The sequence below is a fragment of the Microbacterium sp. GCM10027623 genome (assembly GCF_042666935.1).
Classification (GTDB): Bacteria; Actinomycetota; Actinomycetes; order Actinomycetales; family Microbacteriaceae; genus Microbacterium.
Window position 1 is genome coordinate 653,563 of record NZ_JBHTHE010000001.1, and the last position, 19,508, is coordinate 673,070.

A 19,508-nucleotide genomic window follows, 5' to 3' on the forward strand; every position below is an offset into this window, starting at 1 on the left:
TGCAGCCCGGGCGCCCGCGACGAAGGCCCCGCCCGATGTGGGTGTCAGGGCCCGAAGGTAGGCTGGTCCCGTGATCGTGGAGCACCTGAATCTGGTCGACTTCCGCAATTACGCGACCGCTGATCTCACCCTGCATCCCGGGCCGAATGTCCTGGTCGGCAGCAACGGACAGGGCAAGACCAATCTCGCCGAAGCGGTGGTCTACCTGGCGACGCTCGGTTCGCACCGCGTCTCGACGGACGCTCCGATGGTGCGTGACGGACAGGATTTCGCCATCGTCCGTGCACGTCTCCAGCACGGCAGCCGGACCGTGCTGGTCGAGGTCCAGGTGAACCGGCAGGGCGCGAACCGCGCGCGCATCAACGGATCGCCGTCGAAGACCAATGAGCTTCCCCGCTACGCCCATGTCGTGCTGTTCGCACCGGAGGATCTCCAGATCGTGCGCGGTGATCCCTCCTCCCGGCGGAGATTCGCCGATCAGCTGCTGATCCAGCGCACCCCGCGCATGGCCGGGGTCATCGGCGACTACGAGCGGGTGCTGCGTCAGCGCACCGCGCTGCTGAAATCGGCGCGCGCGCGCGGCGTTCGGGGGGAGGGTCTGTCGACCCTGGACGTCTGGGACGACAAGCTCGTGGCCCTCGGCTCGGAGATCATCCACGCGCGCATCCGGCTCGCCGACGATCTGCAGGGTCCGCTGTCCGACGCGTACACCGCCATCGCCGGCGCGGACCACCGTCCGCAGCTCGAATGGGCGCTGTCGGTAAGAGGCGGAGATCCCGAGGAATCCCAGGAACCGGATGCGGATGCCGCAGCCGACCAGCGCGGTGAGATCGAGGAGCTGTTCCGCGCGGCGCTGCAGGACAAGCGCGCCAGAGAGATCGAGCGAGGCCTCACACTGGTGGGTCCGCACCGGGATGACCTTGTGCTCCGGGTGCGGGACCTCCCGGTCAAGGGGTATGCCTCCCACGGTGAATCGTGGTCGATGGCGCTGGCGCTGCGACTGGCATCTGCGGCACTGCTGCGTGAGGAGTCTCCGGCCGGCGACCCGGTGCTGATCCTCGACGACGTGTTCGCCGAACTGGATGCCGATCGCCGGCAGCGTCTCGCCACCCTGACCGCGGGTTACGAGCAGGTCATCGTCACGGCCGCGGTCGAAGCGGACATCCCGGCTCAGCTGCATCGTCACGTCGTGCGCATCACGGCCGGCACCATCAGCGACGAGCGCCCTTCGACAAGCTCGGGAACCCCATCGGGGAAGTCAGCGACCGAGGATGCCGATGACTGATCCGCACCAGCCGCCCGCCCGGCCCGCCGCCACCGACCCCGCGCCGCCCGAGACCGTCGCGACCTACCTCCGGCTGCGCGGACTGAAGCCCAGCTCGAAGAACTGGAAGCGCAAGAGGCGCCTCGTCGTCGACGACGAGAACGCCCCGTTCGCCAAGGGTCGCGATCCCGGCATGCTGGGCGATGTCCTCGCACAGCTCACCAAGGACTCCGGGTGGGAGAAGACGCTCGCCGCCGAGGACCTCGTGCGACAGTGGGCCGAGCTGGCCGGATCCGACACCGCGAAGCACTCCGAGCCGGTCTCGCTGCAGCGCGGTGTGCTCACCGTCAAGTGCGACTCCACGGCGTGGGCGAAGAACCTCCAGTTCATGCGCGCCGTGATCATGACGGAGATCGGCAATCGTTATCCCGACGCCGGCGTCGTGGACATCCGGTTCATCGGACCGGATGTGCCGTCCTGGAAGTGGGGTCCGCGGGTCGTCCCCGGAAGGGGCCCACGGGATACCTACGGGTAGGACATCACGAAGCACCCCTCACGCGCTCAGAATCGCATACACGGCGTTTGACGCGTATATAGGTTCCAGAAACCCGCTAGAATGACAGGGTACTTTCGATGTGGAGAACCATTTCTGATGACGCCTGAAACCCCTGCTGACGACAACGATTCGACCGACGGGGGCATCCCTGTATCCGGGGAGGGCAATTCCGGGAAGGTTTCAGGCGACTACGGCGCCGACGACATCCAGATCCTCGAGGGTCTTGAGGCGGTGCGCAAGCGACCGGGCATGTACATCGGCTCGACGGGACCGCGTGGTCTGCACCACCTGGTGTACGAGATCGTCGACAACTCGGTGGATGAGGCTCTCGCCGGCTATGCCGACAACATCGAGGTGACGATCCTCGAGGACGGCGGCATCCGCGTGGATGACAACGGCCGTGGCATCCCGGTCGATCCGCACTCCTCCGACCCGACCAAGTCGACGGTCGAGGTCGTGCTGACCATCCTGCACGCCGGCGGAAAGTTCGGCGGCGGAGGCTATGCGGTCTCCGGTGGTCTGCACGGCGTGGGATCGTCTGTCGTGAACGCCCTCTCCACACGGTTCGATGTCGAGATCAAGCGCAAGGGACACGTCTGGCGCCACAGCTTCGCGGATGGCGGCGTGCCCCAGCAGCAGCTGGTGAAGGGCGAGGAGACCGACGGCACGGGTACGCTCATCACGTTCTGGCCGGATCCGGAGATCTTCACCGAGGGCGTCGACTTCGACTACGACACGCTGCGCACGCGCTTCCAGCAGATGGCGTTCCTCAACAAGGGCCTGCGGATCGCGCTGCGCGACGAGCGGCCGGCGTCGGCATACGAGGTCGACACCGGAGACGGCACCACCGTCACCAAGCAGCCGTCGGACGTGTTCCTGTACGAGCGGGGTCTGGTCGACTACGTCGAGTACCTCAACCGGGTGCGCAAGGCCGAGGTCGTCAACGACGAGATCATCGATTTCGAAGCCGAGGACACCGATCGCAAGATCTCGCTCGAGATCGCGATGCAGTGGACGACGTCCTACACCGAGAACGTGTTCACGTACGCCAACACGATCAACACCCATGAGGGCGGCACCCACGAGGAGGGCTTCCGCGCCGCGCTGACCAGCCTGGTCAACCGCTACGCGCGCGCCAACAACCTGCTGAAGGAGAAGGACGAGAACCTCTCGGGCGACGATGTGCGCGAAGGTCTCACCGCGGTCATCTCGATCAAGCTCGGCGAGCCCCAGTTCGAGGGTCAGACCAAGACCAAGCTGGGCAACACCGAGGCCAAGGCCTTCGTGCAGAAGATCGTGAACGATCAGCTGGGCGACTGGCTGGCCCGCAACCCCGCGCAGGCGAGGAACATCATCCGCAAGTCGATCGATGCCGCCACGGCTCGTCTCGCCGCTCGCAAGGCGCGTGAGACCGCGCGCCGCAAGAGCGTCTTCGAGTCCGCTGCGATGCCCGACAAGCTGAAGGACTGCACGAGCAAGGACCCTTCGATCAGCGAGATCTTCCTCGTGGAGGGCGACTCGGCCGGCGGTTCCGCTGTGCAGGGTCGCGACCCGCACACCCAGGCGATCCTGGCGCTGCGCGGCAAGATCCTCAACGTCGAGCGCGCACGGCTGGACAAGGCGCTCGGAAACCGCGAGGTGCAGGCGATGATCCAGGCCTTCGGCACGGGGATCGGCGAGGACTTCGACATCGAGAAGGCCCGGTACCACAAGATCGTGCTGATGGCGGATGCCGATGTCGACGGCCAGCACATCACCACGCTGCTGCTCACGCTGCTGTTCCGCTACATGCGCGGGCTCATCGAGGCCGGTTTCGTGTACCTCGCGATGCCGCCGCTGTACCGGTTGAAGTGGACGAACGCGCCGCATCAGTACGTGTACACCGACCTCGAGCGCGACGCGCTGATGAAGGACGGCATGGCGAACGGCAAGCGCCTCCCGAAGGATGCCGGAATCCAGCGCTACAAGGGTCTGGGTGAGATGAACCCGAAGGAGCTGTGGGAGACCACGATGGATCACACCACGCGCACCCTTCGTCAGATCACCATCGATGACGCCGCGGCCGCGGATGAGATCTTCAGCGTGCTGATGGGTGAGGACGTCGAGTCCCGGCGCACCTTCATCCAGCGCAACGCCAAGGACGTCCGCTTCCTCGACATCTGACCACCCCTGCTTACACACCCCGCTGATCTCGGCGGTGACAAACTTCAAAACGTGAGGGATCTCGGATGCCGCGTGAGCGAGCATCGGGGTGGCGCGCCAGCGCCGGGGCCCCGCTCTGCGAGCGAAGCGGCATCCGAGATCCCGCCCCACAAGTACGGAAAATGAGCAATGACTGACGAAGAACGCCCCGAGCCGATCCACGAGCACGGCCGCATCGACCAGGTCGACCTGCAGTCCGAGATGCAGCGCAGCTATCTCGACTACGCGATGGCCGTCATCGTCGGACGAGCGCTGCCGGATGTGCGCGACGGCCTGAAGCCCGTGCACCGTCGGGTGATCTACGGCATGTACGACGGCGGTTTCCGCCCCGACAAGTCGTTCTCCAAGTGCGCCCGCGTCGTCGGCGAGGTGATGGGTCAGTACCACCCGCACGGCGACACGGCGATCTACGACACTCTCGTGCGCCTGGTGCAGCCGTGGTCGCTGCGCTACCCGCTGGCTCTCGGCCAGGGCAACTTCGGCTCCCCGGGCAACATGGGCGCCGCTGCTCCTCGGTACACCGAGACGAAGATGGCTCCTCTCGCGCTGGAGATGGTGCGCGACATCGAAGAGGAGACCGTCGACTTCTCGCCGAACTACGACGGTCAGACGCAGGAGCCGGACGTCCTGCCCGCACGGTTCCCGAACCTGCTCGTCAACGGCTCGATCGGCATCGCGGTCGGCATGGCGACCAACATCCCGCCGCACAACCTCCGCGAGGTCGCGGCGGCCGCTCTGTGGGCTCTCGAGAACCCGGGTCTTCCGCGGGAGGATCTGCTCGAGGGACTGATCCAGCGCATCCCCGGTCCGGACTTCCCGACCGGCGCGCAGATCCTGGGCACCAAGGGCATCCACGAGGCGTACCGCACGGGTCGCGGCTCGATCACCATGCGCGCGGTCGTCGAGGTCGAGGAGATCCAGGGCCGCACGTGCCTGGTCATCACCGAGCTCCCGTATCAGGTCAACCCCGACAACCTCGCGGTGAAGATCGGCGAGCTGGCCCGTGAGGGTCGGATCACCGGCATCGCCGACATCCGCGACGAGTCGTCCGACCGCACGGGTCAGCGCCTGGTCGTCGTGCTCAAGCGCGACGCAGTGGCCAAGGTGGTGCTGAACAACCTGTACAAGCACACACCGCTGCAGGACAACTTCGGCGCGAACATGCTGGCCATCGTCGACGGGGTACCGCGCACCCTGGCACTGGACGGCTTCATCACCCATTGGCTCGACCACCAGCTCGACGTGATCGTGCGGCGCACCCGATTCCGGCTGCGCAAGGCGCAGGCCCGCATGCACATCCTGCAGGGGTACCTCAAGGCGCTGGATGCTCTCGACGAGGTCATCGCGCTGATCCGCCGCTCCCCCACGGTCGACGAGGCCCGCGAGGGGCTGAAGGCCCTGCTGGAGATCGACGACGACCAGGCTCAGGCGATCCTCGACATGCAGCTGCGGCGCCTGGCCGCACTGGAGCGTCAGAAGATCATCGACGAGGCCACGGATCTCGAGGCGAAGATCACGGACTACAAGGAGATCATCGCCACGGAGTCGCGTCAGCGCGACATCGTGCGCATCGAGCTCACCGAGATCGTCGACCGCTTCGCGGACGAGCGCCGCACCCACATCCTGCACGGCTTCGACGGCGACATGTCGATGGAGGACCTCATCCCCGTCGAGGAGATGGTCGTCACCGTCACCCGTGAGGGCTACATCAAGCGCACCCGCAGCGACAACTACCGTTCGCAGCATCGTGGCGGCAAGGGCGTGAAGGGTGCGCAGCTGCGCGCCGACGACCTGGTCGAGCACTTCTTCGTGACCACCACGCACCACTGGCTGCTGTTCTTCACCGACATGGGCCGGGTGTACCGCACCAAGACGTACGAGGTGCCCGAGGCCGGCCGCGACGCGAAGGGTCAGCACGTCGCGAACCTGCTCGCGCTGCAGCCGGAGGAGAAGATCGCCCAGGTTCTCGCGATCAGCGACTACGACGCCAAGGATTACCTGGTGCTGGCCACCCGCGGCGGCCTGGTCAAGAAGACGCGCCTGGGGGATTACGACACGAACCGTCAGGGCGGTGTGATCGCCATCCGGATGCGCGAGGGCGACGAGCTGGTCAGCGCCAAGCTCGTCAACGCGGATGAGGACATCCTGCTCATCAGCGCCAAGGGCATGTCGGTGCGCTTCCACGCCACCGATGACGCGCTGCGTCCGATGGGCCGGGCGACCGAGGGTGTGCGGGGGATGAAGTTCAAGGACGATGAGGACTGCCTGCTCTCGGCATCCGTCGTCGCCGAGGACTCCTACGTGTTCACCGTGACCGACGGCGGGTACGCGAAGCGCACCAGGGTCGGGGAGTACAAGGTGCAGAAGCGCGGCGGAACCGGCATCAAGGTGGCCAAGCTGAGCGACGAGCGCGGCGTTCTCGCGGGCGGTCTGATCGTCTCTGAGGACGACGAGGTCTTGGTGGTTCTGTCCAGCGGCAAGGTGGTACGCTCTGCCGTGGCCGAGGTGCCCGCCAAGGGCCGCGACACCATGGGAGTCGTGTTCGCCCGGATGACGGGCGACGATCGCATCCTCGCCGTGGCACGCAACAGCGAGCGCGGCATCGATGAAGAGGACGAGACGGATGCCGAGACCGCAGAGTCTCCGACGCCCGAGTCGCCCATCGCCGAAGCCGAGAGTTCCGAAGTCCAGGCTGCTGAAGCCGAGTCCCCCGAAGAGAGCTGACCGATGAGCACAGTCGCCGACAAGCTGGCGAAGAAGTCCACCCGCAAGACCGGTGGCAAGCAGGTCCGGCTGCGTCTGGTCTACGTCGACTTCTGGTCTGCGGTGAAGCTGTCGTTCCTCGGGGCGGTGGCACTCGCCATCGTCACGATGGTGTCGTTCTTCCTGATCTACATGGTGCTGCAGGCCACCGGTGTGCTGTCCCAGACGGGTGAGTTCCTCGACAAGCTGACCGACGGCTCGATCGACCTGGAGAGCCTGATCGGGCTGCCCCAGGTGATGGCGTTCGGGGCAGTCGTGTCGATCCTGAACCTGATCGTCTTCACGGTGCTCGGCGCCGTGGTCGCGGGCATCTACAACCTGGCGGTGAAGGTGACCGGCGGGCTGCTCGTCGGTTTCATGTCGAACTGAGGGGGTCGGGCGCGGGGACATTCCCTGCGCTCGCAGAGCGGGTGCCCCTCCCGCTGCGCGGGTCCCTCCCCGATGCTCGCTCCGGGAATGTCCCCGCCCCCTTCGGGGTAGCGGGATGAGGAGAAGGCGGATGCTTCGCATCCGCCTTCTCCTTTCGCTAGACGACGCCGGTGGTGCCGAGGAGAGTGCCGATCAGCCAGGTGGCCAGCAGTGCCAGCGCGCCGCCGATGACCAGACGGGCCGAGGCACGCAGCGGTGAGGCGCCGCCGACCCGGGCGGAGATGGTGCCGGTGGCGGCGAGGGCGATCAGCACCGCCGCGAATGTGACCGGCACGCGCCACTCCGGCGGGGGAAGCAGGATGGCCAGCAGCGGCAGCAGCGCGCCGACGGTGAACGAGACGGCCGACGAGATCGCCGCATGCCAGGGGTTCACCAGGTCGTTCTGATCGATGCCGAGCTCCACCTCCAGGTGGGCGGCGAGGGCGTCGTGCGCGGTGAGCTCCGTCGCCACCCGGCGGGCGGTCTGTTCACTGAGGCCGCGATCGCGGTACAGCTGCGTCAGCTCGGCGAGCTCCTCCTCCGGCATCGTCCGCAGCTCTTCGCGCTCCTTGTGGATCAGCGCCTGCTCGGTGTCGCGCTGGCTGCTCACCGACACGTACTCGCCGAGAGCCATCGAGATCGCGCCACCGACCAGACCCGCCAGCCCCGCGATCAACAGGGCGGCGTTGTCGGTGGTGGCTCCGGCGACGCCGACGACGAGGGACGCCACCGAGACGATGCCGTCGTTGGCGCCGAGCACTCCGGCCCGCAGCCAGTTGAGCTTCTGACCGATGCCCGCGCCGTGCGGCTCGTACGGGTGGGCGCTGTCCGCTGTCGTCATGACGCCCAGTGAAGCACCTTATGGAGCCGAGCGCGCGAGAGCGGTAGGGAAAACCCGAACACGGTTCTCCAGGTGGCCCCGTGTCGTGATTCTGCGGTGCGCCGTAGCTTTGTTGACATGACCACGAATCCGACACCTTCGCAGCCGGTGCAGCCCACCGCGTCGCAGGCGGCCGTGCCGCCGGCTCCGCCCGCCGCCCCCCTGCCCCCGGCAGCCGGCCCCACGCCTCCTCCGGCAGCAGGCCCGACGCCTCCTCTTCCGGCAATCGCCGGCGAGCCGACGAAGCGCCCGCTTCGTCTCGTCCTCACGATCCTCGAGCTCGCCGGTCTCGGCGTGGTCGGCTCCGGCATCCTCGCCGCGTTGAGCGCGATGCTCGGCGTCGGGCTCGGGATGCTGTTCGTCTTCGGCCTGGGTCTGTTCATCCTGCTCGGCCTCGTGTACGCCCTCTACGGCGTCGCGTGGTTCGAGGTGCGTCGCATCAGCGGTCTGTACGGCAAGGACCTGCCCGACCTGCAGTGGCGGGCCCGCAACCACCCGGGCTTCGGCGGGTGGCTGCGCAACGTCGGCAAGCAGGCGCTCAGCGGACCGATGTGGCGGGCGATCGTGAACTTCGTCCTCGCCTGCATCGCCGGCACTCTGGTGATCCGTCTGTTCTGGGGCATGATCTGGTCGGCCTTCTTCGCCTTCACCCCGTTGCACAGCGACGGCGTCGTCGACGGCCCCGCGATCTTCGGCAACATCATCTCGGTCGGATGGACTCCGCTCGTCGGCATCCTCGGCGTCCTCGCCTGCATCGCAGGCATCATCGGACTCGCCCTGCTGCACCGCCTGCTCAGCCAGACGCTCGTCGTGCCTAACCGCGAGGCCGAGCTGACCGCCAAGGTGCAGTCGACCAGCGCCCAGCGCGCCGGAGCCGTGCGCGCCGCCGAGCTCGAGCGCACCCGCATCGAGCGCGACCTGCACGACGGCGTCCAGCCGCGCCTCGTCTCCGTGGGCATGACCCTCGGTCTGGCGCAGCAGAAGATCGACGCCGATCCGGCCGCCGCCAAGGCGCTGATCGACGAGGCCCACACCTCGACGAAGGCGGCGATCACCGAGCTGCGGCAGCTGGCGCGCGGCATCCACACCTCGGTCCTCGACGACCGCGGTCTCGACGCCGCCCTCTCCGCGCTCGCCGGCCGATCGCACATCCCCGTGCAGCTGGACGTGCGACTGGACCCGACCGTGACCGGTGTGAACGCCTCCTGCCGGGATGCCGAGGCGGCCGTGTACTTCGCGATCGCCGAGTCGCTGACCAACGCGGCCAAGCACTCCCGAGCCAGCGAATGCCGGGTCGTGGTGCGCAGTCGGGACGGCGGACTGTGGGCACGCGTCGAGGACAACGGCATGGGCGGCGCTCAGGTGCAGCCCGGCGGCGGACTGGACGGGATCACCAACCGGGTGCTCGCCGCGGGCGGCACGTTCCGTCTCGACAGCCCCGCCGGCGGTCCGACCAGCCTGGAGGTGACGGTCCCATGCGCATCCTGATCTGCGAGGACTCGGTCCTCCTTCGTGAGGGCCTGGTGCGCCTGCTCGAGGACGCGGGCCACGAGGTGGTCGCCGCCCTGGCCGACACGCACGGGCTGATGGACGCCGTCACCGAGAAGGACCCGGAGCTCTGCATCCTCGATGTGCGCCTGCCTCCGACCTTCACGGACGAGGGCATCCGCGCCGCACTGGAGATCCGTGCCGCGCACCCCTCGGTCCCGTTGCTGGTGCTCTCCCAGTACGTCGAGGAGCGCTACGCCAGCGAGCTGATCGCCGCCCACAGCGGTCCCGCCCACGGTGGTGCGCTCGGCTACCTGCTCAAGGACCGGGTCGCCGACGTGGCCGAGTTCCTGGAGTCCGTGCAGCGGATCGCCGACGGCAGCACGGTGCTCGACCCCGAGGTGGTCGCCCAGCTGCTCACCCGGCGCAACCGCGACGAGCGGATGCTGCGGCTGACCGAGCGCGAGCGCACGGTGCTCGCGCTGATCGCCGAGGGCAAGTCGAACGCCTCGATCGCCGGGATGCTGTTCCTCAGCGAGGCCAGCGTGGAGAAGCACATCACGTCCATCTTCCAGAAGCTCGGGCTGGATCCCGAGGACGGCAATCGGCGGGTGCTGGCAGCGCTCGCCCACATCGAGAACAACGGCACTGCGGATGCGGGCCGAGACAACCAGGGAGGGCTGCGATGAGCGGCACGACGAAGAAGAGCATCGGCGCATTGACCGTGGTGCTGGCAGTGTTCGGCGGCGTGGTGCTGCTGGGCACGGGAGCCGCCGCGACGGTCGCCGGAGTCCACCGGATCGGGCCGGATTCCGGCTCGCTGCAGACCGATGTCCGGGGGGTGGACTCCCTCGACCTCGAGGTCAGCGGCGCCGAGGTGACCGTCGAGTTCCGGGACGACGCCGACGAGGCCGTGCTGCGGATCGATGGCGGGTCCTCGGACGGATGGGTGCTCAAGCGCGACGGGGAGGAGCTGCACGTGCGGGGACCGCACGACGGCTTCGATTGGTTCCGTCCGGACTGGCTCCGCGGTGATCAGCGGGTGACGCTGGTGCTGCCCGACCGACTGAGAGGGCTGGACGCCGACTTCACCCTGCAGGCGGGTTCGCTCTCCGTCGACGGCGCGTTCGGCGAGCTCGACGTGGACGTGAACGCCGGCTCGTTGAGCCTGAACGCCACGGCGCGTGAGTTCGACGCGCAGCTGAACGCCGGCAGGGCCGACATCGATCTGAGCGACGTGCGGACGGCCGAGTTCACCGTCAACGCCGGCCGCATCGTCGCCTCGCTCGACACCGTGCCATCGTCGGTCGCGATCGACGTCTCCGCGGGGGCTCTCGACCTCACCGTTCCGGACGAAGAGTACGACCTGCGGCAGGACGTGAGCGCCGGGTCGCTGGAGAGCCGTCTGCAGCAGAGCTCGAACAGCGTGAACCGGATCACAGCGTCGGTTTCGGCGGGATCCGTCCGGCTCCACCCCGCGGCCGACTGACCGTGGATCGGCGATCGAGCCCGGCCCTGAGCGGTCGGGCTCGATTCGCTTTTGACGCGGGACATCCGGTAAAGTCTTGGAGGTTGACGGGGCTATAGCTCAGGTGGTTAGAGCGCTTCACTGATAATGAAGAGGTCCCAGGTTCAAGTCCTGGTAGCCCCACCATTCCCTCCAAATGAATACCCGTTCGGGGCCTTAGCTCAGTTGGTAGAGCGCCTGCTTTGCAAGCAGGATGTCAGGAGTTCGAATCTCCTAGGCTCCACACTGTGTTGAGACAGTGAAGACGACCCCGCCTCGGCGGGGTCTTCTTTTTCTCCCTGGACCGATCGGGTCCCGAGCCGGGCGGCGGAGTCGCCCTCTGGTGAGCGCTGCGCCGGAGGAGTAGAGTCTGCTCGGCCTGCCGGACCTCCGACGACCAGGGACAGTGAAGTCACGCGGGGCCGACCGCATCTGCGGATCAGCCCGTGCCGGAAAGGAGTCGAAGATGACGTCCGCGGAGAACAGGAGCACGACCGTCGCAGGGTGGCGGGTCGTGTGCGACCAGATCTTCAAATGGGTGGCGCTGCTCGGCCTCGTCCTCAGCCTGCTTCAGTTCGCGTTCGCCGCGCTGGGCTTCTGGGGCGCGGAGGAGAAGCCGGGCGATCAGGAATGGGGCATGGCGGCATTCGAGCCGCACGCCGTCAACGGGATGATCCTGTACGCGGTCACCATCGTGCTGGTGATCCTGGGGCTGCTGTCGAGAGCGAACTGGAGTGTGTGGGTCATCCCGATCGCGCTGTTCCTGTTGCTGTACTTCGTGCAGGGTCTGCTCGTCGGGCTGGGATTCGGCGTGAGCAGATGGTTCGGCTTCCTCCACGCCGTCGACGGCGTTCTCATCGTCGCCGGATTCGGCTGGCTGTTCGGCGACCGGATGCGGCACCCGCTGCGCAGCGCCTGACACCCTTCCGCGGAGGCGGACACCGCGTACTGTTCGGATCCGCGGGCAGGAACATCGGACCTGAAAGTCATTCGGACGGCTGGTCGATCGCGTGCCGGTAGCTGCCATACCGGATGTCGTCCAGGATTGAGCCGCGGAGCGGTGTCCACGGGAAAGTCCTCCTGGCCTTGTCGCCGGCGAGCGTGCCGGGTGCTCCCAGGATCAGTGCGAGGGGGCCGAGCGCGCTGGCCGCGTTCTCCGCAGACAGCGAGACCGGTTGCGCGTGCGTGACAGCGCTGATCGCCTCGACGAGTTCGCGCTGCGTGAAGGAGTGGGCCCCCTTGGCGTTGTACACGCCAGCGCGGGGCTGGGTGAGCGCGGCGACGTAGAGATCCGCGAGATCGTCGACGTCGATCGCATCCCAGACCTGCGCGCCGTTATCGATGTAGGCTGCGGTCGCCGTGGTCGCTGAGTGTGAGATGAGCGCCGTCAGCAGACCGGACCCAGCGCGGCCGTGCACGAGCGCGACACGCATCACCATGGGGATGATGCCGGGAGCGGCGAGAAGCGTCTGTTCCGCCTGGGCTTTGACCGGCTGAGCGCTGCGCTCGGGAAGCTGTGCTTCCTCATGGCGGTCCTGGTCCGGGTCGACCCCGTAGACAAGCGCCGTGCTCGTGTACAGCACCGGCTTTCCACTCCCCGACTCACCCGCACCGGACGCGAGTGCGCCGACCGCGATGAGCTCCGTCGCCGACGCGTCGTCTGACATGGTGCTGTCGAACGCGGCATGGACCACGGCATCCGCTCTCGCCGCCGCGGCGCGGAGCACATCGGCATCCGCCAGCGAGCCCTGCACCGGCGTCGCGCCCGCCTCGATGAGACGAGCGGCGCCGCCGGCGCTGCGGGTGAGCGCTTCGACGACGTGTCCTTCGGCGATCAGATGCTCCAGCAGGACCGAACCCACGTATCCTGTGCCACCCGTGAGGAAGATCTTCATATCCGTCCTTTCCGTGCGAGCTCGATGCCCGCTCGGACTCGACGGTAAACTCTGACGCTGACGTCAAGGTCAAGTCGGGAGGTGTGCTGCCGTGAGGATCGGGGAGCTCAGTCGAGAAACCGGTGCGAGCCCGCGGGCGATTCGCTACTACGAGCAGACCGGACTGCTGAAGTCCGAGCGCCGAGCCAACGGGTACCGGGAGTTCGACGTCGACGCAATACGGACGGTCAGCACGATCCGTACCCTCTTCGAACTCGGGTTCCCATCCGAACTCGTCTCGCGTGTGCTTCCGTGCACAGGCGAGGCGGGCCCGGTCGCGGGGGACTGCGGCGCTCTCATGCAGCGCGTCTCCGAGATCCGCGACGAGATGGATGCCAAGGCCAGACGCCTCGACGCCACCCGCGACCAGCTCACCCGGTTCATCGACACCGCGGGACAGCGATAGCCGATCGCCGAGGGTCGGAGGACGCAGCGACCCTCCCGGGCCCGGCCGCAGCCGTGGTTCTTCCACTTCGTGGAAACGACGCACCGGGGAAGTGCCCGGGGTGCGACCCTGGAAGCATGGACCTTCCTCGCGCTGACATCGACCCCGACGGACTGCTGGAGTACTCGGTCGTCTTCACGGATCGCTCGCTCAACCACATGTCGACGCGTTTCATCGACGTCATGCAGCAGACGCTCGGCATTCTCTGCGATGCCTACGGCGCCGACAGCGCCGCGGTGATCAACGGCGGCGGCACCTACGCCATGGAGTCCGTCGCCCGACACCTCGCCACGGGACGCCGCGCGCTCGTGGTGCGCAACGGGCTCTTCTCCTTCCGCTGGTCGCAGATCCTGGAGTCCGGCTCCATCGCATCCGCCGTCACCGTCTGCGCCGCGCGCGCGGACAGCGACGACCCGCAGGCGGCCTGGAGTCCCGCGCCGATCGACGAGGTCGTCGCGAGCATTCGGACCGAGCGCCCCGACGTCGTGTTCGCTCCGCATGTCGAGACCGCCGCGGGCATCCTGCTGTCAGACGATTACGTGCGTGCGCTCGCCGATGCCGTGCACGCCGGCGGCGGGATCCTCGTGCTGGACTGCATCGCATCGGGCGCCATGTGGGTCGACATGCGCGCGCTCGGCGTCGACGTGCTCATCAGCGCTCCCCAGAAGGGATGGAGCGGAACTCCCGGGGTCGGCTACGTCATGCTCAGCGAGAAGGGTCGGGATGCCGTCGCAGCAGGCACCCCGACCAGCTTCGCTCTCGACCTGAACCGGTGGCTCGCCATCTCCGACGGCTATCGTGACGGCACCGCCGCCTACCACGCGACGATGCCGACCGACTCGATCGCACACAATCTCGCTCAGATGATCGAGACGCGCGATCGCGGGCTCGACGACCTCCGCGCGCGGCAGATGGACCTCGGTTCGCGGGTGCGGGAGCTGCTGGCGTCCCGTGGTCTGCCCTCGGTCGCCGCCGCCGCGTTCGCGGCGCCCAGTGTGGTCGTCGTGCACACCACCGATCCCGGCATGCGGGCGGGGAGCGCCTTCCGCGAGCACGGGCTGCAGATCGCCGCCGGAGTGCCGCTGCACTGCGGCGAGCCGGAGTCGTTCTCCACCTTCCGGGTGGGACTCTTCGGTCTGGACAAGCTCGACGACGTGGAGGGGACGGTCGCTCGTCTCCGCACCGCCCTCGATGCGATCGGCGCCTGACGGCTGCCTGACGCGCCTGTCAGGCGGCGGCGCCGACCCTGTCCTCCCGACGCCTCTCCGACCCGGCCGCATCGAACACGAGACCGCGGCGCGCGAGGAAACGCGTGGCGAGGTAGTAGATCCAGTGCGTTCGCGGCCACTGGGTGACGTTCGCGCCTCCTTCACTGGTGTAGTAGTTGTTGCACCCCGAGTTCATCGCGGACGCGTGGGTCGCGAGCTGGTCATCGATCCACTTCGTCCACCGGGTGAGCATCGACGGGTCGGTGTCGACGACGTCGGCCACTCCCCGCTCGATCCGGCGGATCGCCCTCACGGCCAGCTCGGCCTGGCGCTCCAGCTGGGCGATGATCGAGGTGCCGCCATTGGTGTTCGGTCCGTAGAGCACGAAGAAGTTCGGGAAGCCGGGGACGGTGACCCCGAGGAATGCGGTCGCCCGCTGCGCCCATGCCTCGTGCAGCGATCTTCCGCCTCGTCCGTGCACCTCGATGCTGTTGAGGAAGCGCTGGGGCTGGAAGCCCGTGCTCATGATCAGCACGTCGATCTTGCGCTCCGCGCCGGTCGCATCGATCAGACCGTCCTTGGTGACGCGCGTGACCGCATGGGGGACCAGCGTGACGTTCGGTCTGTTCAGTGAGGGGTAGAACGTCGATGCGACGATGGGCCGTTTGCATCCCCAGGCGTAGTTCGGAGTCACACTGGCGCGGACGTCGGGGTCGTGGATGCTCTCCGAGATGAAGTCGAGGCAGAGCTGCTGCATCCGCTTCTGCATCCTGCTCCGTGAGTCGTACGCCTTGAACCTGCTGTTCGCCTTGGCCATCAGCACGAGACGATGGATGCGCTGGGCGAACGGCACGTTCCGGTAGAACCACCGCTCCCGCGGCGTGTACGCGCGCTCGTGCTTGGGCTCGATCCATCCGGGCTCGCGCTGATAGACGGCGACCTCGCCGGCGATGGGGGCGATGGCGGGACCCACCTGCACGGCCGTCGAGCCGGTTCCGACGACAGCCACCCGCTTGCCGGTGAGGTCGTGATCGTGCTCCCACCTCGAGGTGTGGAACTTCACCCCTTCGAAGTCGTCGATACCGGGCCAGTCCGGGTATCGAGGCACGTTGAGCAGTCCGACGGAGGAGACGACGAAGTCGAATCGCTCCTCGTCGCCGTCCGCCGTGCGGACGGTGTAGCTGCGGGTCTCGTCGTCCCAGACGGCGTCGTCGACCTTGGTGTTCAGTCGGATGTGATCGCGCAGTCCGAACATGTCCACGACGCGCTCGGCGTAGTCCTGCAGCTCGGGTTGCGTGGCGTGTGTACGCGGCCAGTCCCACTTCACGAACGAGAACGAGTACACGTGCGAGGGGATGTCGACCTCGCAGCCGGGGTAACGGTTCTGCCACCACGTGCCGCCGATGCCGCCCTCCTGCTCGAAGATGACGATGTCGGCATCGGTCTTCGCTTTCAGCTTGACGGCCAGGGCGATCCCGCCGAACCCGGACCCGATGATGCCGACACGCAGTCGCCGCCGTGGGGTGGCGAGCTGGTGAGGATGGTCGTTGCTGCGCATTCGGTTCTCAATCTTCCAAGCGGGACGCGACGCGTCCCCGGGGCGTTCGGCTCGTCAGCGGCCGACACGGCGAGTGTAGGATCGTCATACGATTTGTGTCAAATGTGTTGACCTCGGCGGTTTTCGGCCTTACGCTAACACCCAACCCGCATTAAGGGATACCCATCCCGCATTACGCAACACCCTCGCCCGGAGGTGACCGGGACCCTGCTCGGAGCTTTCTCGATGTAGAGAGGCAACACCATGAACCGAACCACCGACGCCACAGCGTCGGCCTTCGGCGGGCGTCCATGTGCGCACCGGGCTGCGAACACGACCCATCCGTTCCAGCGGGACAGCGGCGCCATCGTGCTGCCGGATTCCGTCCCGTGGACTCAGAACACGGCGCAGAGCCCGGCGGCATTCGCCGCAGGGCACGCCGGCTGGGTCCGATCAAGAGAGGCAAGGAAATGAGACGAACCCCCAGAGCGATCGTGCTGTTGCTGGTCGCCGCCCTTCCCCTGACCGCCTGCGCGGCGGCGGAATCGCGTGGCGCAGATGATGAGCGCCCGGGATCGGACACGGTGCTCACCTGGGAGACCACCGGTGGAGAGGCGACCGAGAAGGAGAAGCACTCGTTCCAGGACCCGTACACGGAGAAGACCGGCGTGCGGTTCGAGAACGTGTCATCACCGTCGGCCGTGAACCAGATCCAGACGATGGTCGAGACGGGGAACGTGCTTTGGGATGTCACCCACAAGGGGTCGCACATCGCCGCGCGCTACTGCGGCGAGCTCTTCGAGAAGCTCGACTTCGAGACGGTCCCGGAAGACATCTACCCCGACGGGTCGACGTCCGACTGCGCGCGTCCGCTGCAGAAGTACGGCACGGCATTCGCCTACGACAACGAGGTGTACACCGACAAGGTGCCGACCAAGATCGAGGACTTCTTCGACGTCGACACGTTCCCCGGCAAGCGCGTGGTCTACGGCAGCAACCCCCGTGGCGTCTTCGAAGCGGCCCTCGTCGCCGACGGGGTCGAGCCGGAGGATCTGTACCCCCTCGACGTCGATCGGGCTATCGCGAAGCTGGACACCATCAAGGACGACATGATCTTCGCCCCGACTCTGACGGCGCTGCAGCAGAACATCGTCGACAAGCAGGCCACCATGACCCTGTCGCTGACCGGGCGTCTGGGCACCATCTACGACAGCGGCGGAACGATCACGCCGGTATGGGACTACACCTCCTGGGACTTCGACGCGCTCCTCGTCCCGCTCGGATCGAAGAACAAGGATGAGGCCGCGAAGGCCATCGAGTTCGCCCTGCAGCCGGAGCAGATCATCCGCTATGCCGAGACCAACGGCGGCACTCCCGCACGCGAGGACATCGAGCTGTCGTCGATCGAGTACTCCGACACGCACCGGATCTTCAACCCGTTCCTCAACGAGGACAAGGGACGGATGGGTCTCCTGGATCCGGTCTGGTGGGCCGAGAACATCGGATCCGCATCCGAGGCCTATGTCTCGTGGCAGGTCGGCTGAGTCCACCCGGACGCGTCGGCGCAGTCAGAGACACAGAGATCACGGACGGAGAACACAGATGAAGAAGTCGATCGGAACCGTCGCCCTCGCGGCGGAGGCTTCCGAAGCCTACGTGGCCTGGCAGGTGCGCTGATGCTCGCGGATCAGCGGGTGGCGATCGTCACGGGCGCGGCGGGGGGTGTCGGCCGTGCCACGGTCGGCGCCCTGCGCCGCGCGGGACTCGCGGTCGTGGCGGTCGACGTCTCGCCGGCCGTCGCCGACCTCGAGTCCGGCTCGGCGTCCGCGCCCGAGGTCCTCGCCCTGCAGCAGGACGTGCGCCAGCCCGGCGCCGCGGCGCGCACAGTGCGCGAGGTGCGGGAGCGCTTCGGCCGGCTCGATGTGCTGGTGAACAACGCCGGCAGGTTCCTGCGCAAGCCCATCATCGATACGGATGACACGGCCTTCGACGAGCTCATGCAGATCAACGCGAGGTCGGCGTTCTCGTACACCCGGGACTCGATGCCGCTGCTGCGCGAGTCCGGCGGATGCGTGGTCAATGTCGCCTCCACCTCCGGCTTCATCGGCGTCGCCGAACAGGCGGTCTACGCCATGACGAAGGGCGCGATCATCCAGCTGACCCGTCAGCAGGCCATCGAGCAGGCCCCGCATGGCGTACGCGTCAACGCGGTCGCGCCCGGAGCGATCGACACCGACTTCACCGCCGAGTCCCGCGCAGCCGACCCTGACCCGGAGGCCACCACCCTGGCGTCGCTGGCGCGGCATCCCATCGGTCGGTTCTCCACCGCGGATGAAGTCGCCGCCACCATCGCCTTCCTCGCGGCGCCGAGCGCGAGCGGCATCACCGGTGCCGTCGTGAACGTCGACGGCGGATATCTGGCCCAGTGAGAGGAATCATGATGCGAACACGAACCAGTGCCGACCTCCCCGGATTCGCGCGCCGCCTCCGCGAGTCCGCGGAGTGCCTATGGGGGACCTGGGTGAAACTGCCCAGCCTCGAGACGGTGGAGATGATCGCGATGGCGGGCTTCGACTTCATCGTCATCGACCAGGAGCACTCGCCGTTGAGCCTCGAATCCGCCTACCGGACGACGGTCGTCGCTCAGGGCCTCGGCCTGCACGTCATCGTCCGCGTGCCCGACCGCAGCGAGAGCCATCTGCAGCGCCTGCTCGACCTCGGGGTCGACGGCATCCAGGTCCCCCGCGTCCAGAACGCCGACGAGGTGCGTCGGCTGGTGTCGCAGATGGTCTTCTCCCCGGAAGGGGATCGAGGGCTCGGCAGCACCGCCCGAGCCGGTGGCTGGGGCGAGCGCTCGCGGGCCGAGTATGTGGCGCACGGCAACGAGAACGTGCTGCGCGCCGTGCAGCTGGAGGACATGAGCGCCCTCGAGCAGGTGGAGGAGATCGTCGCGGTGCCTGAGCTCAACGGGGTCTTCCTCGGGGCGGGCGACCTCTCGCTCTCCTCGGGGCTGTCGCCCTCGGACCCGCGCATCGACGCCCTCGTGGACCGGATGCTGCGTGCGGCGGAGGCCAGGGGGATCCCCTGCGGTGCTGCCGTGCAGACGCCGGAGCAGGCCAGCAGGGCCGCCGATCGGGGGTTCCAGTACGTCATGGTCAGCAACGACGCGAGCATCTTCCGCGAGGCCGCAGCAGCCCTCGGACATCAGCTGCACCGGCAGACGGTCGGAGCAGCGCATGGCTGAGAGGCGCGGCGCGCTGCGACGCACACGAGCTGATACGGGCGGGCGCCCTCGGTCGACCGCACAGAGAAGGAG

17 protein-coding genes and 2 tRNA genes are annotated in these 19,508 nt (G+C 67.5%); 16 read left to right on the top strand and 3 right to left on the bottom strand.

What is annotated here, in order from left to right; genetic code table 11:
• Positions 1–70: 70 nt before the first annotated feature.
• The 5 genes from recF (at position 71) to ACFQY2_RS02990 (ending at position 7,154) form a co-directional block, all read left to right on the top strand.
• Positions 71–1,285, top strand: a complete 1,215-nt coding sequence (gene recF / locus ACFQY2_RS02970; RefSeq protein WP_378744132.1) for a DNA replication/repair protein RecF — start codon at positions 71–73, stop codon at positions 1,283–1,285.
• Positions 1,272–1,799, top strand: a complete 528-nt coding sequence (locus ACFQY2_RS02975) for a DUF721 domain-containing protein (protein WP_378744133.1) — start codon at positions 1,272–1,274, stop codon at positions 1,797–1,799. Before recF ends, ACFQY2_RS02975 begins: the two co-directional genes overlap by 14 nt.
• Positions 1,800–1,916: 117 nt before the next feature.
• On the top strand, positions 1,917–3,983 hold the full coding sequence (gene gyrB, locus ACFQY2_RS02980; protein WP_378744134.1) for a DNA topoisomerase (ATP-hydrolyzing) subunit B: 2,067 nt from the start codon (positions 1,917–1,919) through the stop codon (positions 3,981–3,983).
• Positions 3,984–4,151: 168 nt separating this feature from the next.
• Positions 4,152–6,746 (top strand): DNA gyrase subunit A, encoded by a 2,595-nt coding sequence (gene gyrA, locus ACFQY2_RS02985; RefSeq protein ID WP_378744135.1) that lies wholly within the window; start codon positions 4,152–4,154, stop codon positions 6,744–6,746.
• 3 nt (positions 6,747–6,749) lie between these two features.
• Positions 6,750–7,154 (top strand): DUF3566 domain-containing protein, encoded by a 405-nt coding sequence (locus ACFQY2_RS02990; RefSeq protein WP_378744136.1) that lies wholly within the window; start codon positions 6,750–6,752, stop codon positions 7,152–7,154.
• A gap of 157 nt (positions 7,155–7,311) precedes the next feature.
• Here ACFQY2_RS02990 and ACFQY2_RS02995 read toward each other — a convergent pair whose 3' ends face one another.
• Positions 7,312–8,034 (bottom strand): VIT family protein, encoded by a 723-nt coding sequence (locus tag ACFQY2_RS02995; RefSeq protein ID WP_378744137.1) that lies wholly within the window; start codon positions 8,032–8,034, stop codon positions 7,312–7,314.
• Positions 8,035–8,151: 117 nt separating this feature from the next.
• Here ACFQY2_RS02995 and ACFQY2_RS03000 point away from each other — a divergent pair, with 117 nt between their 5' ends.
• From ACFQY2_RS03000 to ACFQY2_RS03025, 6 genes are all read left to right on the top strand, one after another.
• Complete coding sequence (locus tag ACFQY2_RS03000) at positions 8,152–9,561, top strand: histidine kinase (RefSeq protein ID WP_378744138.1); 1,410 nt, start codon at positions 8,152–8,154, stop codon at positions 9,559–9,561.
• Complete coding sequence (locus ACFQY2_RS03005) at positions 9,549–10,250, top strand: LuxR C-terminal-related transcriptional regulator (protein WP_378744139.1); 702 nt, start codon at positions 9,549–9,551, stop codon at positions 10,248–10,250. Before ACFQY2_RS03000 ends, ACFQY2_RS03005 begins: the two co-directional genes overlap by 13 nt.
• The gene (locus tag ACFQY2_RS03010; protein ID WP_378744140.1) at positions 10,247–11,050 is read left to right on the top strand and encodes a hypothetical protein; all 804 of its coding nucleotides are present in this window, start codon (positions 10,247–10,249) and stop codon (positions 11,048–11,050) included. Before ACFQY2_RS03005 ends, ACFQY2_RS03010 begins: the two co-directional genes overlap by 4 nt.
• Before the next feature lie 88 nt (positions 11,051–11,138).
• A tRNA-Ile gene (locus ACFQY2_RS03015) sits at positions 11,139–11,215 on the top strand.
• A gap of 24 nt (positions 11,216–11,239) precedes the next feature.
• Positions 11,240–11,312 (top strand) — tRNA-Ala (locus ACFQY2_RS03020).
• Between the two features lie 222 nt (positions 11,313–11,534).
• Entirely contained in the window at positions 11,535–11,987 is a 453-nt protein-coding gene (locus ACFQY2_RS03025) for a hypothetical protein (protein ID WP_378744141.1), read from the top strand.
• A 67-nt stretch (positions 11,988–12,054) separates the two neighbouring features.
• On the opposite strand, the gene ACFQY2_RS03030 is transcribed toward ACFQY2_RS03025, so the two are convergent.
• Positions 12,055–12,963: an NAD-dependent epimerase/dehydratase family protein gene (locus ACFQY2_RS03030; RefSeq protein ID WP_378744142.1), complete on the bottom strand. Its 909-nt coding sequence runs from the start codon at positions 12,961–12,963 to the stop codon at positions 12,055–12,057.
• A gap of 91 nt (positions 12,964–13,054) precedes the next feature.
• Between ACFQY2_RS03030 and ACFQY2_RS03035 the strand changes: the two genes are divergently transcribed.
• Together ACFQY2_RS03035 and ACFQY2_RS03040 are read left to right on the top strand one after the other, a co-directional pair.
• On the top strand, positions 13,055–13,408 hold the full coding sequence (locus tag ACFQY2_RS03035; protein WP_378744143.1) for a MerR family transcriptional regulator: 354 nt from the start codon (positions 13,055–13,057) through the stop codon (positions 13,406–13,408).
• 116 nt (positions 13,409–13,524) lie between these two features.
• Positions 13,525–14,655 carry an aminotransferase class V-fold PLP-dependent enzyme gene (locus ACFQY2_RS03040; RefSeq protein WP_378744145.1) on the top strand — a complete coding sequence of 377 codons (1,131 nt, stop codon included), beginning with the start codon at positions 13,525–13,527 and terminating at the stop codon, positions 14,653–14,655.
• Between the two features lie 19 nt (positions 14,656–14,674).
• Here ACFQY2_RS03040 and ACFQY2_RS03045 read toward each other — a convergent pair whose 3' ends face one another.
• Positions 14,675–16,213: a flavin-containing monooxygenase gene (locus ACFQY2_RS03045; RefSeq protein ID WP_378744146.1), complete on the bottom strand. Its 1,539-nt coding sequence runs from the start codon at positions 16,211–16,213 to the stop codon at positions 14,675–14,677.
• Between the two features lie 449 nt (positions 16,214–16,662).
• Between ACFQY2_RS03045 and ACFQY2_RS03050 the strand changes: the two genes are divergently transcribed.
• The 3 genes from ACFQY2_RS03050 to ACFQY2_RS03060 all read left to right on the top strand — a co-directional run bounded on the left by ACFQY2_RS03050 (position 16,663) and on the right by ACFQY2_RS03060 (position 19,436).
• Positions 16,663–17,736, top strand: coding sequence for an extracellular solute-binding protein (locus ACFQY2_RS03050; protein ID WP_378744147.1), 1,074 nt, complete (start codon positions 16,663–16,665; stop codon positions 17,734–17,736).
• Positions 17,737–17,868: 132 nt separating this feature from the next.
• Positions 17,869–18,621: an SDR family NAD(P)-dependent oxidoreductase gene (locus ACFQY2_RS03055; protein WP_378744148.1), complete on the top strand. Its 753-nt coding sequence runs from the start codon at positions 17,869–17,871 to the stop codon at positions 18,619–18,621.
• Positions 18,622–18,629: 8 nt separating this feature from the next.
• Positions 18,630–19,436 carry an HpcH/HpaI aldolase/citrate lyase family protein gene (locus tag ACFQY2_RS03060; RefSeq protein WP_378744149.1) on the top strand — a complete coding sequence of 269 codons (807 nt, stop codon included), beginning with the start codon at positions 18,630–18,632 and terminating at the stop codon, positions 19,434–19,436.
• Positions 19,437–19,508 lie beyond the last annotated feature (72 nt).

Excerpts from the sequence above, each read along its gene's own strand:
- ACFQY2_RS03050 (WP_378744147.1), top strand. The coding sequence starts at position 16,663 with ATGAGACGAACCCCCAGAGCGATCGTGCTGTTGCTGGTCGCCGCCCTT.
- gyrB (WP_378744134.1), top strand. The coding sequence starts at position 1,917 with ATGACGCCTGAAACCCCTGCTGACGACAACGATTCGACCGACGGGGGC.
- ACFQY2_RS03030 (WP_378744142.1), bottom strand. The coding sequence starts at position 12,963 with ATGAAGATCTTCCTCACGGGTGGCACAGGATACGTGGGTTCGGTCCTG.
- ACFQY2_RS02975 (WP_378744133.1), top strand. The coding sequence starts at position 1,272 with ATGCCGATGACTGATCCGCACCAGCCGCCCGCCCGGCCCGCCGCCACC.
- ACFQY2_RS03045 (WP_378744146.1), bottom strand. The coding sequence starts at position 16,213 with ATGCGCAGCAACGACCATCCTCACCAGCTCGCCACCCCACGGCGGCGA.
- gyrA (WP_378744135.1), top strand. The coding sequence starts at position 4,152 with ATGACTGACGAAGAACGCCCCGAGCCGATCCACGAGCACGGCCGCATC.
- ACFQY2_RS03000 (WP_378744138.1), top strand. The coding sequence starts at position 8,152 with ATGACCACGAATCCGACACCTTCGCAGCCGGTGCAGCCCACCGCGTCG.
- ACFQY2_RS02990 (WP_378744136.1), top strand. The coding sequence starts at position 6,750 with ATGAGCACAGTCGCCGACAAGCTGGCGAAGAAGTCCACCCGCAAGACC.
- ACFQY2_RS03055 (WP_378744148.1), top strand. The coding sequence starts at position 17,869 with ATGCTCGCGGATCAGCGGGTGGCGATCGTCACGGGCGCGGCGGGGGGT.
- ACFQY2_RS03010 (WP_378744140.1), top strand. The coding sequence starts at position 10,247 with ATGAGCGGCACGACGAAGAAGAGCATCGGCGCATTGACCGTGGTGCTG.
- ACFQY2_RS03025 (WP_378744141.1), top strand. The coding sequence starts at position 11,535 with ATGACGTCCGCGGAGAACAGGAGCACGACCGTCGCAGGGTGGCGGGTC.
- ACFQY2_RS03060 (WP_378744149.1), top strand. The coding sequence starts at position 18,630 with ATGATGCGAACACGAACCAGTGCCGACCTCCCCGGATTCGCGCGCCGC.
- ACFQY2_RS03005 (WP_378744139.1), top strand. The coding sequence starts at position 9,549 with ATGCGCATCCTGATCTGCGAGGACTCGGTCCTCCTTCGTGAGGGCCTG.
- ACFQY2_RS03040 (WP_378744145.1), top strand. The coding sequence starts at position 13,525 with ATGGACCTTCCTCGCGCTGACATCGACCCCGACGGACTGCTGGAGTAC.
- ACFQY2_RS02995 (WP_378744137.1), bottom strand. The coding sequence starts at position 8,034 with ATGACGACAGCGGACAGCGCCCACCCGTACGAGCCGCACGGCGCGGGC.